The following is a 17,956-nucleotide window of genomic DNA, read 5'->3' on the forward strand; positions in this document are numbered from 1 at the left end:
GACGCCCTCAGCCGCTGACGACCGGCAGGTTCTGGATCGCACGCACGGGCAGCGTGAGCACCGCCTCGGGCGAACCGATGCGCGTGCCGTCGGGGGCGGTCCCTGCCGCGGTGGCGCGGTCGGAGATCGCCGCGGCGAGCAGGAGATCGGAGGCGGTGGTCGTGTAGGTGGCGGAGCACGTCATCCGCTCGCCGGGCGCCAGGATGCTCGCCGGGCAGTCGACGGCGGACAGACTCGCCTGGTCGGACGGCGCAGCGACGGTGTCGGAGACCGTGACGTCGGCGAGCGTGACGTTCCCGGTGTTCGTGACCAGGAACGCGAAGCGGACCTGCTGACCCACCATCGTCACGGCCGCGGTGTCCGAGGTTTTGACCACGCTGAGCCCTGGATCGTCGGCCGCCGCGATGGTGACGGTCGACGCGGCGGAACGGATCGGGTCCGGCGTCGAACCGCCCGGCGGGGTCGGCGGGGTGCCGGAGGCGGTGGCGGTGTCGGTGACGGAGCCGTTGTCCACGTCGGCCTGGGTGGTGGTGTACGTCGCGGTGCACGTGAGCTGCCCTCCGACGGGCAGGGGATCGGCGGGGCAGTCGATCGGGGACAGGCCGCCCGGTGACGACGGCGCGGCCACCTGGTCGTCCACGGCGATCCCGGTCAGCGGGACGTTGCCGGTGTTGGTGACCAGGAACGTGTACGGGATCTGTTGTCCCGCTCGGACCACGCTCGTCGTCGTGGAGGACTTCTCGACGCGGATCCCCGGGAGGTCGTCTGCCGTGATGGTCACACTGGACGGCGGGGAGGCGATCGCCGGCGGGTTCGGAGCATCGGGTCTCGGCGCCGGGACGGCGGTGGCCACGGCCGTGTCGGTGAGCGACCCGTTGTCGACGTCCGCCTGGCTGACCTCGTACGTGGCGGTGCAGATCATGTCCTGCTGCGGCGCGAGCGTGGTCGCCGGGCAGTCCACCGGCGAGAGGGCGGCTTGGACGGCCGGGGCCACCTGGACATCGGTCACGACGATGTTCGTGAGCACGGTGTTTCCGGTGTTCGTCACCAGGAAGTCGTAGGGGATGCGCAGGCCCGCCGTGAACGGGACTGTGCTCGGCTGCGCCATGGACTTCAGCACGGTGATCGAGCTCGTGTGGGTGACGGGGAGCGTTACGGTGACCGGCGGCGAGGCGACCCGCGGCGGGTTGGGCTCATCCGGCGTGGCGGGTGGCGTGCCCGTGGCGGTCGCGGTGTCCGTGACGGAGCCGTTGTCGAGGTCGGCCTGCGTGGTGGTGTAGGTCGCCGTGCAGGTCATGCTGGCCCCGCCGGCGAGGGCGCTCGCGGGACAGTCCACCGCCGAGAGGCCGGCCGGATCCGACGGCGCGGCGACCACATCCTCGACGGTGATGCCGGTGAGCGGGCTGTTGCCGGTGTTCGTGACCAGGAAGGTGTACGGGATCTGCTGCCCGACCTGCACCACGTCGGTGGTGGTCGACGATTTGACCACCTCGATACCGGAGACGATCCCGAAGTAGTGCGACGGATCGTCGTCGTCGACCCGCACTGCCGCCGGGTCGAGACCCGTGACGGTGCCTGTGTTGGCGTACTGCCCGGCGGTGGCCGTCCCGGTCGCGACGCAGGTGAAGGACGCGCCAGGTGCGAGCGGCCCCGCGATGACGTTGCCTCCTGTGGCGTCGCAGTCGATGTCGGCGGCCGCGACCTGGTCGTCCGTGACCGTGACGTCGGTCAGGTCGACAGCGCCCGAGTTCGTGACCACGTACGTCCACTGCACGGCGCCGCCGACCGGGACGAGCGGTCCGGGTGCGTCGTCGGCGTCCTCCGTGTTGGTGGCCTTCTCGATGTGGATGCCGGGCGCCGGCAGCACGGCGAGGTCGACGGTGAAGGCGGTGAACGAGTCGGGGATGAGCTCCCCGGCGAGTCCGGCGACGTCGTCACCGGAGGGGCCGTTGCCGCCGACGAGGGCGCCGGCCGCATACTGGTTCGCCAGCGTGACCGGAGTGCTCGTCAGCCCTGTCGCGGCGGGGTCGGGGGAGGCGGTGTTGTTGTTGTCGGCATCCTCGTTCGGCGTCAGCGCCGGGCTGGATGCGGTGGTGCGGACCACCGTCCCGGCCAGCGGGCCGCCCGGCGCGAACATCGCGGCGGGAAGGTGCACGACGTACCGGCCGGCCGGAAGCGACGTCACCGACCAGCGCCCGTTCGCATCCGTCGTCGCGGTGCCGATGACATCCCCGTTCTCGGTCCGCACCTGCACGGCGACGCCGGGGATGCCGTGCTCCCCGCCGTCGAACTTCCCGTCCCCGTTGCTGTCGAGCCAGACCAGGTCGCCCAGGGAGAAGCCCGGCATCAGCACGTAGGGCTCGTTCGACAGCAGCGGCTGGTTCGCGAACGTGGCCGAGAAGATCATGGCCCGGTTCACGTACACGTTGTCGAGGTCGTTGCTGGTCGACACCGCGGGGATGGATGCGCGCACCCGGGTCTGCACACCGAGGAACCCGCTGGAGACGAAGCGGACGGCGGTCACCGCGCCGAAGTCGGTGACCTCGCCCGCTGTCTGCCAGAGCCCTCCTGGTGCCGCGGGGTTCGCATTGGACGGGTCGCGCGGATCGTGGATCAGCGTGGCGGGAGGTGCGCTCGAGTAGTACCAGGTGCCCGGCACGGCCCCGGTGGCGCCGCGGAGGTAGGTCGGCGCCGCGAGCGGCCCCGACAGCCGCGCGGTTCCGGTGTAGTCGGAAGCGTACTGCGATCGTGCCGAACCGGACGCGGGGTCGCCGTCGCCGTTCCACGGCAGCACGTCGATCACGTCCGGCGGCTGGAAGGCGATCTGCGTGGAGGTGTTCCCCCACTCCAACGACCAGGTGTACGTCTCGCCGCTCGCCACGAACGGCTTGTCGACGCTCTTCGTGATGCCGAGCTGGCCCGATCCGACGATCTGGATCGTCGCCTGCGCCGTCGGCGCGTTCTCCGCGTTGTCCGCCAGCGCCTGCACGGTGTTGACGTGCGTGTCTCCGGGTTGCGCGAGGCTGTCGACCGTCGTGCAGATCCGCAGGCGTCCGCGGGTCGCTCCGGGGGTGGGGCTGAAGACGGTCTGGCTCGGCGCGGTCACGATCGGGATGTCTCCGGCGACGAAGGTGACGCGTCGCGTCTGCTGGTCGTAGCTCACGGTCACTCCGGGCGGCAGCAGGTTCTGCGTGCAGACGGAGTCGAAGTGCAGATCGGCGGGGATCGTATCCACGAGCCGCAGGTTCTGCAGCGTCGCCCCGACCGTGGTGCGGCTGATCGATGCCGTCAGATCCCAGATTGCGGTGTCGCCTGGGAAGTACTGGGTAGGGACGATCGCCTTGGCGACGCCGAGCAGCATCCCCGAGAACGGGATCTGGCGCGACACGGTGCCCCACCCGTTGCCGGTGGCGCCGGTCGGCCACCCGCCGACATTGGTCACCCGCACGCCGGACGGGATCGCCTCCGAGGCGTTGGGGCCGCCGTTGTAGAAGGTCCGGGTCTCGAGCTCGAAGATCAGGTGCGCGGCGAACGGCCCTGTCTCGACCCGGGTCGGGTCGACCGGGCGGATGCGCACCATGTTGACCGCGTCCTGCCAGTTCGCGCCGAAGGCCGCCTCCGGGTCGGTCGTCCACGGACCCGGCGCGTTGCGGCAGTCCGTCGCCGCGCCCGTGATCGACGACGCGTCGATGGGGTAGAGGCCACCGGTCGGCGGCCCGTTCTGGGTGTTCACCTGATTGGGCCCGACCGCATACTCGATGACGTAGTTCGCCGGGTTCACGTTGGTGCCGGACGGGAAGGTCCCCATTCGTGGCGTGCCCGCGACGAGTTTCAGCACGGAGACGTCGAACACGTCGCACAGCTTGAGGTCGGGCACGGACACCCGGTTGTTGTTCGCCGAGAGGCTGACGAACGATTGCACGACGTCGCCGCCGAAGGTCGGACCGTTGTAGGTGGCGCCGTTGCGGATGTACTGCTTGTTGCCGGTGAGGGAGCCGCACTCCCCGGCGGAGGGGCGCACGCTGCGCACGTCGAGGTTGTTGCCGGTCGCGGTCGTGCCGTTCCATCCCGGCTCGAAGCCCGTGCCGTTGTTGAGGTCCCCGCCCGCCGTCCACGGGTCGGAGTCGATCGCCTCGTTGCGGAGGTCGAGGGTGACGTTCGACTGGCAGGGGTCGGCCGGCAGCGTGCTCATCGGGATGAAGAAGCGGACGACGATGTTCATGCGGCGATCGTTGAACCCGCGCTGGTTCGGCGTCGGTCTGATCGTCCACCCGGCCGCCGGCTGGGCACCCATGTCGCACGTGACGGTCGCCGCGTTGGGGTCGGGCTGCAGAGCATCGCAGCTCGTCAGAAGTGCGCCGGGATGGCTGACCAGCCTGTCCTTGAACGTGACGGGCAGGTCCAGCCACGGTCCGACATTGTCGGGGCCGGCCAGATCGACGATGTTGAGGAGGTAGTCGACCCGGTAGCCGTTGACCGGGACGCCGTTGACCGTCTGCGTGGTGAAGAACGGTCCTCCGAAGAAGCTCTTCTGCAGGTCCCACGTGGGTGCGGCCGCGTTTCTGACGATCGTCACGAGGTTGTTGCCGGTGCCGTTCGAGCCGGGTTCGTGATCCGGGCCGTAGTTCGGCGCGCCGCCGTTGATCACCCAGCGGTCGGTGTCCTGAGCGCGGTTCTGGAAGTCGAACGTGCCGGTCGGGTTGGGCTGACCCGGCTGCCAGGAGGGGTCGATGGCTCTGTTCATGTCGTCGAGCGGGACGAAGATCGTCATGATCATGTGGCCCTCGCCGGTGTCGCTCCCGCGGCCGCTGTTGGGCCGGATGCTCAGCTGCCAGCCGTCGGTTCCCTGGACCTCCTCCAGCGGGCAGGTCAGCGTCCACGGCGACGACAGCGAGTTGTCCGCGGGTTCGGCCGAGCGGCACTGGGTGATCCGCGCGTTCGGGAACTCGGGCATCACGTCGGTGAAGGTGGCCGGCCAGACCAGATCGCTGGCACCGGCTCCGTGGAGCGTGTCGACGACATTGAACTTGTAGCGGACGAGGTACCCCGAGACGGCGACGCCGTTGTACGTGCGGATGGTGAAGTCCGGCCCCGCATTGCCGACGCCGGACGGCGGGTACGGGATCTTCTCCAGGTCCCACTGCGCCGTGCCGGTGACCTCGACCTGCGGGCCGTCGACGGTGGCCGACGTCCCGGCATCGCCCGCGGGCGCGAATGCCGACATCGTGATCCCGGCGTGTGACGGGATGGGCGTGTTCGACGCGAAGCGGTAGGCGAGCTGCAGCGCGGCGACATTCGACGACAGGCTTCCGATGTTGCAGATGACGGTGATCGAACCGTCGGCATTGACGGTGCGTGACGACGGCGGATTGGCGCCGTTCGCCGCCCCCAGGCATCCTGCCGGGAGCCCGTTCGTGCCCGGCCCGACGAGTTCGAGCTTCGCGCCGTCGGGCGAGGAGACGGTGAACTGGGCGACCACGTTCGGCACCGAGGCCCCGGTCGGGAGTCCGGTCAGGGCGACGGAGTAGTTCTGCGACACGGTGTCCATGACGCGCACGATGCAGTTGCCCGGGCCCGAGTCCTTCCCCGGGGCGTCGGTCGCGTCGAACGGCGGCGTTCCCGTGACGGCGAACCCGTCGCATCCCTCCGCGACCGGCAGCCGGGCGACGCTGAGGTCGGCGATCGGCTGCATCCCCGCGTCGATCCCCACCGCCTGCGTCGTCCCGGCGATGGTCAGCGGCGCCGTCACGCCGCGCTCCGGCTGGCCGACCGGAGGCGGCCCGGTGGTGACGAAGTCGTTCTCGCCGGAGGCGGTCGCGGGGAAATGGAACGCGGCGCTCGCGTCCGCGCGGACGACGAAGGTGCCGTCCGCCACGTCCGGGAACCGGTACACCCCGGCCGCGCTGGTCGTGGTCGTCGCGACGACCACACCGCCCGGAGAGGTCAACAGCTGGATGGGGATCCCGGCTTTCACGGGCTCGGTGCTCTGGTGCACGCCATCCCGGTTGACGTCCGCCCAGACGACGCCGGAGACGAGGCTCCCGGGCGCCGCCGTCGCGGTGGACCCGCCCGTGACGGGGATGGCGATCCCCGCGATCAGCGCCACCACGGTGGCCCAGACGGTCGTCGCGCGAGGCTTCCGCCGCGCCCCTCCTGGATTCGATTCGCTGTTCGAGGAAGCGAACGGAAGCGTGAACATGGTGCATCCCCCCGGACGAGCGCTGGTCAGGCTGGGCTCGTGGGGGTCACCGTAACTCCGGCCCGGACCGGTCCGAAAGAAGGCTGCGTCGGGAGGCGTCCGCGATCAGTTGATGCAGACGGTGTCGCTGTAGTTCGTGGCGGGCCCGGTCGGAGCGGGAGTCGGGGCCGGGACAGGAGCGGTGCCACCACCCGCAGCGGGCGCCGTCGGCATGATGCCGTCGTCGCCGAGGACGACCGTGACGGTGCTCACGGACGAGGTCTCCTGCACGCTCGCGCCCGGCAGGTAGGCGGCGACGGCCTTGGCCTGCGCCTCCTGTCCGGAGGGGTACTGGATCACCGTCGTCGCGCGGGTATCGGCGTCGCCCGGAGTGCCGGTCTTGAAACCGGCACCCGCGAGGGTCTGGCTGGCGGTCGTCGCAGCGCCGTTCTGGCTGCCGCCGTTGAGCACGGTCACCGAGGTGTCCGCCGGCTTCGCCGCGGTCGCCTTCTCGTAGGCGCTCGGGGTGCCCATCAGGCTCTGGATGAACGCCGGCATCGCGGCCGTGTCGACCTCGACGATCGAGATGTCGTCGCCGTCGACCGTGATCGTCGGGGTCCCCGAGATCGGGATCGTCGCCGACTGGATCTTCCCGCCGGTCAGCCCCTGCAGCTGGGCGGCGAGCTGCAGGAAGTTCAGGCCGGGATCGGTCTCGAGGGAGCCGCTCACCGCATCCAGCACCTTGGTCAGCTTGCCCGGGTTCAGCAGCGTGCCGGCCGACAGGAACTTGTGGGCCTCCACCGACAGGAAGTACTGCTGCCGCACGACGCGGTCGAGGTCGCCGCGGGGGAGTCCGTGGCGCTGACGCACGAAGGACAGCGCCTGCTTCGCGTCCAGCGTCGAGACGCCCGCCGGGAAGTTGGCGCCGGAGTACGGGTCGTCGACCGCGTTGTTCAGGCACACCTGCACCGGGCCCAGCGCCTGCGCGATCGTGTAGAAGCCGAGCAGCGAGACGCGCACGTAGTGGTCGATGCTGAGGCCCGTGAGGTTCTGCACGGTCTGGATGAGCAGCTTCGCACCGCTCGCCGCATCGGTCGCGCCGCCGCCCAGGGAGAAGGCCGCGTTGAGCTTGTTCATGCCGTGGCCGGGCACCTCCACCCAGGAGTCGCGCGGGAGCGAGATCAACGTCGCCGACTTCCCGTTCGCGGGGATGTGCAGGATCATCATCGTGTCCGTGTTGGTCCCGCCGCCGTCGTCCGTGGTGCTCAGCTGGTCGAGCTCCGCCTGCGAGGCTCCGTCGGGTCGATGATCGTCGCCGACCAGCAGGATGTTCTGGTCCTGGCCGTCGACATCGTTCGCGGGCTTGGAGATCACATCCACATGCTTGACGCCGCCGACGAACCGGAAGTAGCTGTAGGCGGCGTACCCGCCCACCACGACGAGGATCACCGCGAGGGCCGCGGCGGTCCAGCCGATGATGCGCTTGGTGCGGCGGCGCTTGCGCGGAGCCTTGTCCCGGCGGCCGCCCGGGGGCGGAGTGGGGGTGCCGCCGTCGTCGCCGCCGGGTCCGTCGCCGTTGTCGCCGCCTCCGTTGCGGCCGCCGCCTCCGTTGCGGCCGCCGCCTCCGTTGCGGCCGCCGCCTCCGTTGCCGCGGCCGTTGCCACCGCGGCGCCCGGCGCCGTCACCGCCGAGGCCCGGGGCGTCGCCGCCCATCCCGAACGGGTCGAACGGGGCGCCACCCGCTGTGCCACCGCTCGCAGCGCCGCCGCTCCCGGTGGGCACGCCGGAGGCCGGACGCGTCGCGCGCACGGGGCGGCGCGGGTCGGCGGACGGCGCGCGTCCGAACACCTGGGTGGGCGGCAGCTGCTGGTCGCTGCCGTCCGCACCGGGATCTGAGGCGGGGAAGTTCGGGCGTCGCACACCGAAACGCTAGGGGGCGGCGCCTTGGAACCGCCTGGTTTCGCGCGGTGTTCCCGAGGAATCACCAGCTTTTCCGCCCCAGCCTCCCAGCCCAGACCCGGATGGGACGGCGGGTCGCCTGCGAGAACGCTCAGTCGTCGCAGTCGGCGGGCGGCTCGCACTCCTCGTCGTCGATCGCCGCGTTCATCGTGCGTGCGATGCCGAGCAGGGCATCCTGCTGCTCGGGCGTCAGGGCGTCGAACAGGATGCGGCGGATGGTCGCCGAGTGCTTCGGCAGCGCGCGCACCACCACGCGCCGGCCCTCGCCGGTGAGGTGGATCCACATCGCGCGGCGGTCCTCCTCGCACTCCTGGCGTTCGACGAACCCGCGGGCGACCATGCGGGTCACCTGGTGCGAGACGCGGCTCTTCTCCCAGCCCGTCGCATCCACCAGATCCCGGACCCGCAGCCGCCGCCCGGGCGAGCGGACGAGAGCCATCAGCACCTCGAGCTCGGAGATCGAGATGCCGTCGTCCTGCTGCAGCTGCGCATCCAGCGTCCGGTCGAAGCCGCGCCGCATCAGGTGGAAGGCGCGGAACAGCTCCAGCTCGTCGTCCGACAGCTTCCTCGGGTCGGGACGGGTGCGCACGGTGGCCATACGCCATCCTGACACGCGCCGAGGGTCAGTGGGCGAGCGCCTCCAGGAAGACGACGAGCACGCCGAGCGCGACCACGACGACCAGCACCGCGAGCTGCCGCCAGCCGGAGAGTCCGGTGCGCGACACGGCGATCCGGGTGATGACGGCGAGCGAGGCGATGAGCGCGACGATCGCGACGGTGAGGCCGGTACGGTCCTCGATGACGTCGAACACCGCCAGTCCCACGGCGATGAGCGGTACCACCAGCACGCCGAGCGCGCGCGACGACACCGCCAGCATGTGCCGGAATTCTGCCACCGACGGGAGGGTGTTGTGCACGATCATGTGCGACACGAGGTCCGAGACGAGGCCGGCCAGCAGCACTCCGATGACGGAGATGACCAGCGTCCAGAGCACGGTGGGCGAGTCGAGCGCCTCTCCGTGCGAGTTCATCGCCATGAGGATCGCGAGGGCCGTGAAGGTGACGTAGATCCGCTCGCGCAGCCGGTCGCCCGCCTGGCGTCGTTCGTTCTCGGACGCATCCTCGGGCAGATGGATGTCGTCGTTGCGGTGTTCGCGCTGGTCGGACATGCGGCGAGCCTAGCCGGGAATGAATCGCGAACGCGGCTGGTTCGCGTTGGATGACACGTCATCAAAAACGAAAGGCTGACATGACGAAGATCGCCATCATCATCGGAAGCACGCGTCCAGGGCGCAACGGCGAGGCCGTCGCCCGCTGGGTCTACGAGAACGCCGCGAAGCGCTCCGGCGTCGAGTACGAGCTCGTCGACCTGAAGGACTGGGACCTCCCGCACCTCGACGAGGCCATGCCCGCCGCCATGGGGCAGTACGCCGGTGAGCACACCAAGGCGTGGGCGGCGAAGATCGCCGAGTTCGACGGCTTCGTGTTCGTCACCCCCGAGTACAACCACAGCACCTCCGGCGCCCTCAAGAACGCGATCGACTACGTCGGGGCCGAGTGGTACAACAAGGCCGCCGGGTTCGTCAGCTACGGCGTCTTCGGTGGCGCTCGCGCCGTCGAGCACCTGCGTCTGGTGCTGTCGCAGCTCCAGGTCGCCACGGTCAGCGCGCACGTGGGCCTCAGCCTCGCTCACGACTTCGAGAACTGGCAGCTGAAGCCGACCGACCAGCAGACCGCCGCTCTGACCCCGCTGTTCGACCAGCTCGAGGCCTGGTCCGCCGCGCTCGAGACCGTGCGCACGGGTGCCGCCGCCGAGCAGGATGAGGACGAGGCCGCGGCCTGACGCTCGTCTCCGTTCCTTCTCCGGCTTCTGCCCGGTCCGGCTTCTGCCCGGTCTGCTACGTCTGGCAGACCGGGCAGAAGTATGTGACCCGCTCTTCGAGGTCCGTCCGGCCCAGCGACGACGACTGGATGCGGGTGCCGCAGCGACGGCAGGGCTGGCCGCGGCGGCCGTAGACCCACGTGTTGCGTCCGCGGCGGGTGTCGCCGGTGGTGACCCGGAGCGGCCGGTCGCGGTTCGCCGTGATGAGCCGGAGACCGAGGTCGACGGCCGCGGGGATGTCGGCATCCCGAACCGGCCGGGTGGGAAGCATCCCCCGCAGGAAGCACAGCTCGTTGGCGTACACGTTGCCGAGGCCGGCGAGGTTGCGCTGGTCGAGGAGCGCGACCGCCACCGGCACGTCCGGATTCTCCGTGATCCGACGGACGGCCTCGTCGGCGTCCCAGTCAGAGCCGAGGAGGTCCGGGCCGAGGTGCCCGACCACCTCGTCCTCCCGGTCGCGGGGGAGGACCTCCAGCACGCCGAGCTGGAACCCCACGGCCTGCGCGTCGGCGGTGCGGAGCACCGCCCGTGCCTGGTAGCCGGGATGCCGCCAGCGGCCGTCGGGCGGGTACACCTCCCATGACCCCTCCATCTTGAGGTGGCTGTGGATGGTGTGGTCACCCACGTGCATCAGCAGATGCTTGCCGCGGCTGACGACCTCGTCCATGCGCTCGCCGGAGAGGTCGACGGTCGCGTAGGCGGGGACGCGGAAGTCGGACTCCGTGAGGATCTGACCCGCGAGGGCACGGTGGAGGCGCTGAGCCGACTGGTAGACGGTGTCGCCCTCAGGCATGCTCGGCTTCCAGGCCGGTGTCGACCGTGTCGGCCGTCATGCGCGCAGCCGTAATCCGCGCGGAGTGGCGAGGAAGCCCGCCTCGGACAACGCATCGCCGACGGGCGAGCCGAGGATGAACCCGCCGTTGACGGTCTCCACCGCGAGCTTGTCCACGCGGCGCGAGGTAACGAGCGCCGCGAGGGCGCGGGCCGCCGCGGCCAGCACGAGTCCGGACTCCTCCGTCGGTTGCTCGGGCACGGCGGTGCCCGAGCCTCCGGCGGCTGCGGGGGCCGCTGCGGCCGTGCCCGCCGCTCCGGCCACGAAGCAGAGCAGGCTCTTCCCGCCGCGCTCGACGTAGAGCGTCAGCTCGCCGTCGACGAGCACGACCAGCGCTCCGGCCTTCCGGCCCGGGCGGTGGCCCGTGCCGCTCTCGCTCGGCACCGCCGGCCACGGCAGCGCCGCGCCGTACGGGTTCGCGGGGTCGGTCGCCGCCAACGCGATGGCTTCGTACGGGCGCTGCTGCGTGTGGTCGCGCGCGTAGGACCGCAACCGGTCGACCGTCGCACCGTTGGCGAACTGAGCGCCGCCCAGCGTCTCGATGAAGTAGCCGCGGCGCGCCCGCCCGGTCTCCTCGAATCCGCTGAGCACCTTGTACGCGAGCGCGAATCCGCCGGGCGTCCCCTCGTTCATGACGGATCCGCGGGTGACGACCCCGTAGCGGTCGAGCAGCGTCTCGGCCTGGCCGTGTGCGCGCACGGTCGAGTCGAGGTCGCGCTCGGGGAGCAGCGACCATCGCCCCGCCGCGGTCGGCGGCCCCATCCGCGTGACCATCGCGCTCCGCGTTGGAACGCGGCCGCGGTACATGCGCGCTCGCGTCGGCTGGCGCGGCCGCTTGTGCGCCCCGGACCCGCCCGCGGTAAGCGTCCGCAATGGCGCCAGGGTGTCGTTGGTGATGCGCCCGGCCCACACCAGATCCCACAGCGCCGTCACGAGTTCGGAGTCGTCGATCGCCGAGCCGCGCTCGACCCCGAGCGTGTCGGACAGCTGGCGGAAGAAGTACCCGCCTCCGCGGCCGAGCGCATCCAGGATGCCGCGCTGCAGCTCATCCGGCTCGTGATCCGAGGGCGGCGCGAGCGTGAGCGGAGCGGAATCGGCCAGGTGGAGGCTGATCCAGCCGTCGTCGCCGGGAAGGCTGCCGTCGCCCGACCAGATCACCTCGCCCGTGGCTGTCAGCTCGTCCAGCATCGCCGGGCTGTAGTCGGCCACCCGGCTCGGAAGGACGAGCGACTCCCACGCCGATGCCGGGATGCGCGCACCGGACAACTGCTCGATGACCGACGCGACCGCATCCACCCCACGCAGCGTGGAGCCGACGTGCTGCCACTCGGGAAGGAACCGGCCGAACGTGGCCGTGTCGACCGGCTCGACCTCGTGCCGCAGCGCCGCGAGCGACATGCGACGCAGCCTCCGGAGGACTTCGGCGTCGCTCCACTCGGTGCCGTGCGCGTGCGGACGGAACTCGCCCTCGACCACGCGCCCGTCGCGGGCGAGCCGTCGGAGGGCGTCGTGAACGATCGCCGGGCCGAGACCGAGCCGGCTCGCCATGTCGACCGTCTCGAACGGCCCGTGAGTGCGCGCGAAGCGGCTCACCAGGTCGCCGAGCGGGTCGTCGACGGGTTCGATGAAGGCCACCGGGACACCGATCGGGAGCGGGACTCCCAGCGCGTCGCGGAGGCGACTCGCGTCTTCGATCGCGGCGAAGCGCTCCACTCCCGCGATGGTGACCGCGAGCGCCCGGTGCGTGTCGACCAGGGTCGCAAGGTGTCCGGCCGCGGTCTCCCGGTCTGCGTGCGGTGCCGTGAGCTCGCCCTCGCCGGGCTCGCCGCCCTCGCCGGGCCGGCCGGCCTCGTCGGACTCCGCCGAACGGGCGGAGGCAGCCCTCTCGCCTTCGGCTTCGAGACGCTCGGCCACTTCCTCCACCGACAGGGGACCCAGCAGCCGCAGCAGGTCGGCGACGCCCTCGACCCCGCGTACTCGGCGTTCGGGTGCAAGCCGCTGCAGTTGGAGCTCGACGCGCTCGATGACCGTCGGATCGAGCAGTTCGCGGAGCTCAGCCCGGCCGAGCAGCTCGGCGAGCAGCCCGGCGTCGAGAGAGAGCGCCGCAGCCCGGCGCTCCGCCAGCGGGCTGTCGCCCTCGTACATGAACGCAGCGACATATCCGAAGAGCAGCGACCGCGCGAAGGGAGAGGCGGTCTCGGTCGACGCCTCGACCAGCCGGATGCTGCGCTGCTCGATCTGCTTCGCGACATCCGTCAACGCGGCGAGATCGTAGACGTCCTGCAGCACCTCGCGGATGGTCTCGAGGATGATCGGGAAGCGGGGGTACTTGCGCGCCACGTCCAGCAGCTGCGCCGCCTTCTGCCGTTGCTGCCAGAGCGGCGAACGTTTGCCCGGGTTGTACTTGGGCAGCAGCAGTGCGCGGGCAGCGGACTCGCGGAACCGCGAGGCGAACAGCGCCGAGCCGCCGACCTCCGCTGTCACCAGTTCGTCCAGCTCCTGCGGCTCGAACACGAAGAGTTCGCCTCCGGGCGGCTGCGCCTCGGTATCCGGGATGCGAACGACGATGCCGTCGTCGGCCGCCATCGCCCCCGCGTCGACCCCGTACCGTTCACGCACCCGGGCCTGCACCGCCAGTGCCCACGGCGAATGCACTTGCATGCCGAATGGGGAATGCAGCACCACCCGCCAGTCGCCGAGCTCATCGCGGAAGCGCTCGACGACGAGTGTCTTGTCGGTCGGGACGTGGCCGGTCGCCTCCTTCTGCTCGCGCAGGAACGACAGCAGGTTGTTCGTCGCCCAGGCGTCGAGGCCGGCTTCGACGCAGCGCAGTTCCGCATCCGCCGGCGACGCCGTGCTCACCTCGCGCATGAAGGCGCCGACCGCGCGGCCCAGCTCGGCGGGACGGCCGATCCCGTCGCCCTTCCAGAACGGCAGACGGCCGGGTTCGCCGAATGCGGGGGTGACGAGGACGCGGTCGTGCGTGATCTCCTGGATGCGCCAGCTCGTCGAGCCGAGCGCGAACACGTCGCCCACCCGTGACTCGTAGACCATCTCCTCGTCGAGCTCGCCGACCCGGCTGGCCTTCTCGCCCACCATGTAGACGCCGAACATGCCGCGGTCGGGGATGGTCCCACCGCTCGTCACCGCCAGACGCTGGGCGCCCGGGCGCCCGGTGATGGCGCCGGTGTCGCGGTCCCAGACGATGCGGGGCCGGAGCTCGGCGAACTCGTCCGACGGATACCGGCCGGCGAGCAGGTCGAGGGTCGCGTCGTAGGCGCTGCGGGGCAGCGTCGAGAACGGAGCGCTCCTCCGGACGGTGTCGAACCAGTCGTCGGCATCGATCGATTCGAGGGCCGCTGCGGCGACCGTCTGCTGGGCGAGGATGTCGAGCGGGTTCGCCGGCACGGACAGGGACTCGATCAGCCCGGCGGTCATCCGCTCCGTGGCGACTGCCGAGTGGATGAGGTCGGCGCGATGCTTCGGGAAGACGACGCCGCGCGAGATCTCGCCGACCTGGTGTCCGGCTCGGCCGACGCGCTGCAGCCCGCTGGCGACCGACGGGGGAGCCTCCACCTGGACGACCAGGTCGACGGCTCCCATGTCGATGCCGAGTTCGAGGCTCGACGTGGCGACGACGCAGCGGAGGCGACCGGACTTCAGGTCGTCTTCGATGAGCGCCCGCTGCTCCTTGCTGACCGAGCCGTGGTGGGCGCGTGCCAGCACGAGCGCCTCCGCATCGGCGACGGCCTGCGACCCGCGGGTCTGACCCGAGCCTCCCATCAGTTCCGCAGGCGCGCGGCTGGGCGCCTCGCCGGTCGTGCCGCCGAGGATCCTCTCCTCGTAGATCTCGTTCAGCCGGGCGGTCAGGCGTTCGGCGAGCCGGCGCGAGTTGGTGAAGACGATCGTGGAGCGGTTCTCGAGCACGCGGTCGACGATCGCTTCTTCGACGTGCGGCCAGATCGAACCGGCCTGAGGCGGAGAGCCGTCACCCGGGTTCTCGCTGGCGTACGTGGAGGTGCCGAGCTCGCTCATGTCCTCGACCGGGACCACCACGCGCAGATCGAAGCGTTTACCGGCCGGCGGCGCGACGACCTCCACGGGTGCGCTCCCTGCCAGGAACCGCGCGACTTCTTCCGGCGGTCGGACGGTCGCCGACAGCCCGATGCGCTGCGCCGGACGCTCCAGCAGCTGGTCGAGCCGCTCGAGCGACAGGGCCAGGTGCGCTCCGCGCTTGGTCGACGCCACCGCGTGCACCTCGTCGACGATGACCGTCTCGACCGAGGTCAGCGTCTCACGCGCCTGCGAGGTGAGCATCAGGAACAGCGACTCGGGAGTCGTGATGAGGATGTCGGGCGGATTGCTCAGCAGAGCCCGCCGATCCGAGGCCGGTGTGTCGCCCGAACGCACCCCGACGCTGACGTGCGGTGGCTCGGCCCCCAATCGCTTGGCCGTCTGCGTCACGCCGACGAGCGGAGCGCGCAGGTTGCGCTCCACATCCACGCCCAAAGCCTTCAGCGGAGAGATGTAGAGGACGCGCGTACCGGGCTTCGCGTCGGCGGGACGCGGGTGGTTCGCGAGGCGGTCGATCGCCCAGAGGAAGGAGGCGAGCGTCTTGCCCGAACCGGTCGGCGCGATGACCAGCGCGTGCTTGCCGTGCGAGATGGCCTCCCAGGCACCCTCCTGCGCGGCCGTGGGCGCGGCGAAGGCCCCCCGGAACCACTCCCGGGTCGCGGGGGAGAATCGATCCAGCACATCGGCCATCCCTCCATCCTGCACCCGGCCACCGACACTGTCAGGGGCTCCGGCAAGACCTGTGGATAACGCTCAGCGAGGCAGATTCGTGCGGATGAACGACGAGATGTCGCCGAGTTCGAGCGGCGAGATGGCGTGCCCCATCCCCTCGTAGATGCGGGCATCGAGTGCGGAGTGCTCCGGAAGCCAGTCCGACGTCCGGTCGAGCGACGCCGTCGGGATCGCGTCGTCCAGCGTGCCGCGGCCCCAGAAGACGGGCACCTGCGCTTCGGCGAGCTCCGCGTCCCGCGGCTGGTCGCCCTTCACGACGAACCCGGAGAGCTGGACCGCGTAGTCGAAACGTTCGGGAGCGAGGCGCAGCAGCTGGAGGGCCATCGCGCCACCCTGCGAGAAGCCGAGGAGGCCGGTGGGCACGCGCGGCTGCTCGTCCAGCCAGTCGAGCACGGCGCGCGCGGCGGCGTCCGCGTTGCCCGCGAGCGGATCGCCCGGGACGTTCGTGAAGCGCGAGAACCAGGCGAAGCCGGCGCCCTCGGGGATCGGTGCGCGCAGCGACGCGATCACCGGCTCCAGCGGCAGGTAGGCCGCGATGCCGAACAGGTCGGCCTCGTCGGAGGCGTACCCGTGCAGGAGGATGAGCAGCGGTCGCCCGGCGCGATCGCGTTCCGAGGCGGACCACAGGACGGCGTCACGGTCGATGCGCAGGTCGGGAGCGGGAAACGGCACCCTCCATTGTGCGCTGGGAAGCGGAGTCGTCCACAGCCCCCGTCGGAGTGCCGTCATCCACAGATCGTCCTGGTTGCCGTAGGTGGTCGCCGATCTCGTCCGTAGGATTCATGCATGAGCGTTCGCACCCCGGATCCGGACCCCACGCCCGACCCCCTGCCCGGCGACGGCCCGCAGCCGGGTCCGGCCTGGCTGTCGGACATCGAGCTGGAGCAGATCCGGCGCAGGCTCCCGCTGCTGTATGTGGAGGCCGTGCCCGTGCGGGTCGACGGCCTCGGGCAGGTGACGGAAGTCGGCATCCTGCTGCGTGCCAACGCCGTCGGGCAGATCACCCGCACGCTCGTCTCCGGCCGCGTCATGTACGGCGAGACGCTGCGTGAGGCGCTGTTCCGTCACCTCGAGAAGGATCTCGGGCCGATGGCCTTCCCGCAGCTGCCGGCGAGCCCGGTGCCGTTCCAGGTGGCCGAGTACTTCCCGATGCCGGGGGTGTCGCCGTACACGGACGAGCGACAGCACGCCGTGTCGCTCGCCTACGTCGTGCCGGTCACCGGCACGTGCGATCCGCGACAGGATGCCCTTGAGCTGACGTGGATGACACCGGAGGAGGCCGTCTCGCTGACGGTGTCCGAGGAGCTCGAAGGCGGCCGCGGTGCGCTCGTGAAGGCGGCCATGGCGTCGCTCGGCCGCATCGCCTGATCGGCGGCGGCCGCCGGTTCGAATTGCCTCTTGCGTCATTTAGCTAATGGCATTAGCTTTATGGCTATGAATACTTCCATCGAGGCGCAGGTGCGCTACCTCGAGCGTCCGCAGGGGCGCGTCAGCTTCACCGTCGAGGGTGCTGGCCCTCTCGTGGTCGCCGTGCCGGGCATGGGCGACCTCCGCTCCAGCTACCGCGAGCTGGTCGCGCCGCTGGTCGCCGCCGGGTACCGCGTGGCTGTGACCGATCTCCGGGCGCACGGCGACTCGGACACCACCTTCACCGAGTTCGGCGACGTCGCCACTGCCCGAGACCTCATCGCCCTGATCGAGGAACTGGGCGGTCCCGCCGTCGTCCTCGGCAACTCGATGGGTGCGGCAGCCGCCGCGTGGGCTGCGGCAGAGCGTCCGGACCTGGTCTCCGGTCTCGTCCTGTACGGTCCGCTCCTCCGCGATCCGGCGATGGGCCGGTTCGCCACGGGCCTGCTGCACCTGCTGTACCGCGGGATGTTCGCGAAGCCATGGGGAGCCGCCCTGTGGGCCGGGTACTACCGCCGGACGCTGAACCGCGGCCGCACCGCGCCGTGGCTGGGCGAGCACGTCGCGGCGATCCGTGCCTCCCTCTCCGAACCCGGCCGGCTGCGCAGCTTCCGCCGTCTCACCCTGCAGCTCACCCACTCGGTGGTGGAGCCGCGGCTGGGTGACGTCCGTGCGCCGATGCTGGCGTTCGTCGGCGATCTCGATCCCGACTTCCGCGATGTCGCCGCCGAGTGCTCCTGGATGGAGTCGATCGGCGCCGTGGTGGTCCGCGTTCCCGAGGCGGGACACTACCCGCACGCCCAGCGTCCGGACGTCACGGTTCCCGGCACGCTCGACTTCCTCGCGGCACGCCGCGCGGCGGACACCGCGTGGGCCGCGCGTGCCTAGGGCC

General features: G+C 70.9%; 10 protein-coding genes. 3 read left to right on the forward strand and 7 right to left on the reverse strand.

Going from position 1 to position 17,956, the window contains the following annotated elements:
• Window positions 1–7: 7 nt before the first annotated feature.
• The 4 genes from H284_RS0114965 to H284_RS0114980 form a co-directional block, all read right to left on the reverse strand.
• Entirely contained in the window at window positions 8–6,199 is a 6,192-nt protein-coding gene (locus H284_RS0114965) for a CLIPPER-2 domain-containing protein (protein ID WP_020076897.1), read from the reverse strand.
• 105 nt (window positions 6,200–6,304) lie between these two features.
• Window positions 6,305–8,098: an LCP family protein gene (locus H284_RS0114970; protein ID WP_020076898.1), complete on the reverse strand. Its 1,794-nt coding sequence runs from the start codon at window positions 8,096–8,098 to the stop codon at window positions 6,305–6,307.
• A 130-nt stretch (window positions 8,099–8,228) separates the two neighbouring features.
• On the reverse strand, window positions 8,229–8,735 hold the full coding sequence (locus tag H284_RS0114975) for a MarR family winged helix-turn-helix transcriptional regulator (protein WP_018192027.1): 507 nt from the start codon (window positions 8,733–8,735) through the stop codon (window positions 8,229–8,231).
• Between the two features lie 25 nt (window positions 8,736–8,760).
• The gene (locus tag H284_RS0114980; protein WP_020076899.1) at window positions 8,761–9,306 is read right to left on the reverse strand and encodes a hypothetical protein; all 546 of its coding nucleotides are present in this window, start codon (window positions 9,304–9,306) and stop codon (window positions 8,761–8,763) included.
• An 80-nt stretch (window positions 9,307–9,386) separates the two neighbouring features.
• On the opposite strand from H284_RS0114980, the gene H284_RS0114985 reads away from it, so the two are divergent.
• The gene (locus H284_RS0114985) at window positions 9,387–9,980 is read left to right on the forward strand and encodes an NADPH-dependent FMN reductase (RefSeq protein WP_020076900.1); all 594 of its coding nucleotides are present in this window, start codon (window positions 9,387–9,389) and stop codon (window positions 9,978–9,980) included.
• A 55-nt stretch (window positions 9,981–10,035) separates the two neighbouring features.
• Here the strand turns inward: H284_RS0114985 and H284_RS0114990 are convergent, their stop codons facing one another.
• From H284_RS0114990 to H284_RS0115000, 3 genes are all read right to left on the reverse strand, one after another.
• Window positions 10,036–10,812 carry a DNA-formamidopyrimidine glycosylase family protein gene (locus H284_RS0114990; protein WP_020076901.1) on the reverse strand — a complete coding sequence of 259 codons (777 nt, stop codon included), beginning with the start codon at window positions 10,810–10,812 and terminating at the stop codon, window positions 10,036–10,038.
• Between the two features lie 36 nt (window positions 10,813–10,848).
• Entirely contained in the window at window positions 10,849–15,615 is a 4,767-nt protein-coding gene (locus tag H284_RS0114995; RefSeq protein WP_020076902.1) for an Lhr family ATP-dependent helicase, read from the reverse strand.
• A 63-nt stretch (window positions 15,616–15,678) separates the two neighbouring features.
• The gene (locus H284_RS0115000) at window positions 15,679–16,329 is read right to left on the reverse strand and encodes an alpha/beta hydrolase (protein WP_020076903.1); all 651 of its coding nucleotides are present in this window, start codon (window positions 16,327–16,329) and stop codon (window positions 15,679–15,681) included.
• Window positions 16,330–16,443: 114 nt separating this feature from the next.
• Here H284_RS0115000 and H284_RS0115005 point away from each other — a divergent pair, with 114 nt between their 5' ends.
• Window positions 16,444–17,025 (forward strand): NUDIX hydrolase family protein, encoded by a 582-nt coding sequence (locus H284_RS0115005; RefSeq protein WP_018192021.1) that lies wholly within the window; start codon window positions 16,444–16,446, stop codon window positions 17,023–17,025.
• Window positions 17,026–17,091: 66 nt separating this feature from the next.
• Entirely contained in the window at window positions 17,092–17,952 is an 861-nt protein-coding gene (locus H284_RS0115010) for an alpha/beta fold hydrolase (RefSeq protein ID WP_029042964.1), read from the forward strand.
• The last annotated feature ends 4 nt before the right edge of the window (window positions 17,953–17,956 follow it).

This window comes from Cryocola sp. 340MFSha3.1 (assembly GCF_000383315.1).
In the GTDB taxonomy this organism is placed as follows: Bacteria; Actinomycetota; Actinomycetes; order Actinomycetales; family Microbacteriaceae; genus Leifsonia.

Coding starts and splice junctions, on each gene's coding strand:
- H284_RS0115010 (WP_029042964.1), top strand. CDS start 17,092: ATGAATACTTCCATCGAGGCGCAGGTGCGCTACCTCGAGCGTCCGCAG.
- H284_RS0114990 (WP_020076901.1), bottom strand. CDS start 10,812: ATGCCTGAGGGCGACACCGTCTACCAGTCGGCTCAGCGCCTCCACCGT.
- H284_RS0114965 (WP_020076897.1), bottom strand. CDS start 6,199: ATGTTCACGCTTCCGTTCGCTTCCTCGAACAGCGAATCGAATCCAGGA.
- H284_RS0114995 (WP_020076902.1), bottom strand. CDS start 15,615: ATGGCCGATGTGCTGGATCGATTCTCCCCCGCGACCCGGGAGTGGTTC.
- H284_RS0115005 (WP_018192021.1), top strand. CDS start 16,444: ATGAGCGTTCGCACCCCGGATCCGGACCCCACGCCCGACCCCCTGCCC.
- H284_RS0114985 (WP_020076900.1), top strand. CDS start 9,387: ATGACGAAGATCGCCATCATCATCGGAAGCACGCGTCCAGGGCGCAAC.
- H284_RS0114975 (WP_018192027.1), bottom strand. CDS start 8,735: ATGGCCACCGTGCGCACCCGTCCCGACCCGAGGAAGCTGTCGGACGAC.
- H284_RS0114980 (WP_020076899.1), bottom strand. CDS start 9,306: ATGTCCGACCAGCGCGAACACCGCAACGACGACATCCATCTGCCCGAG.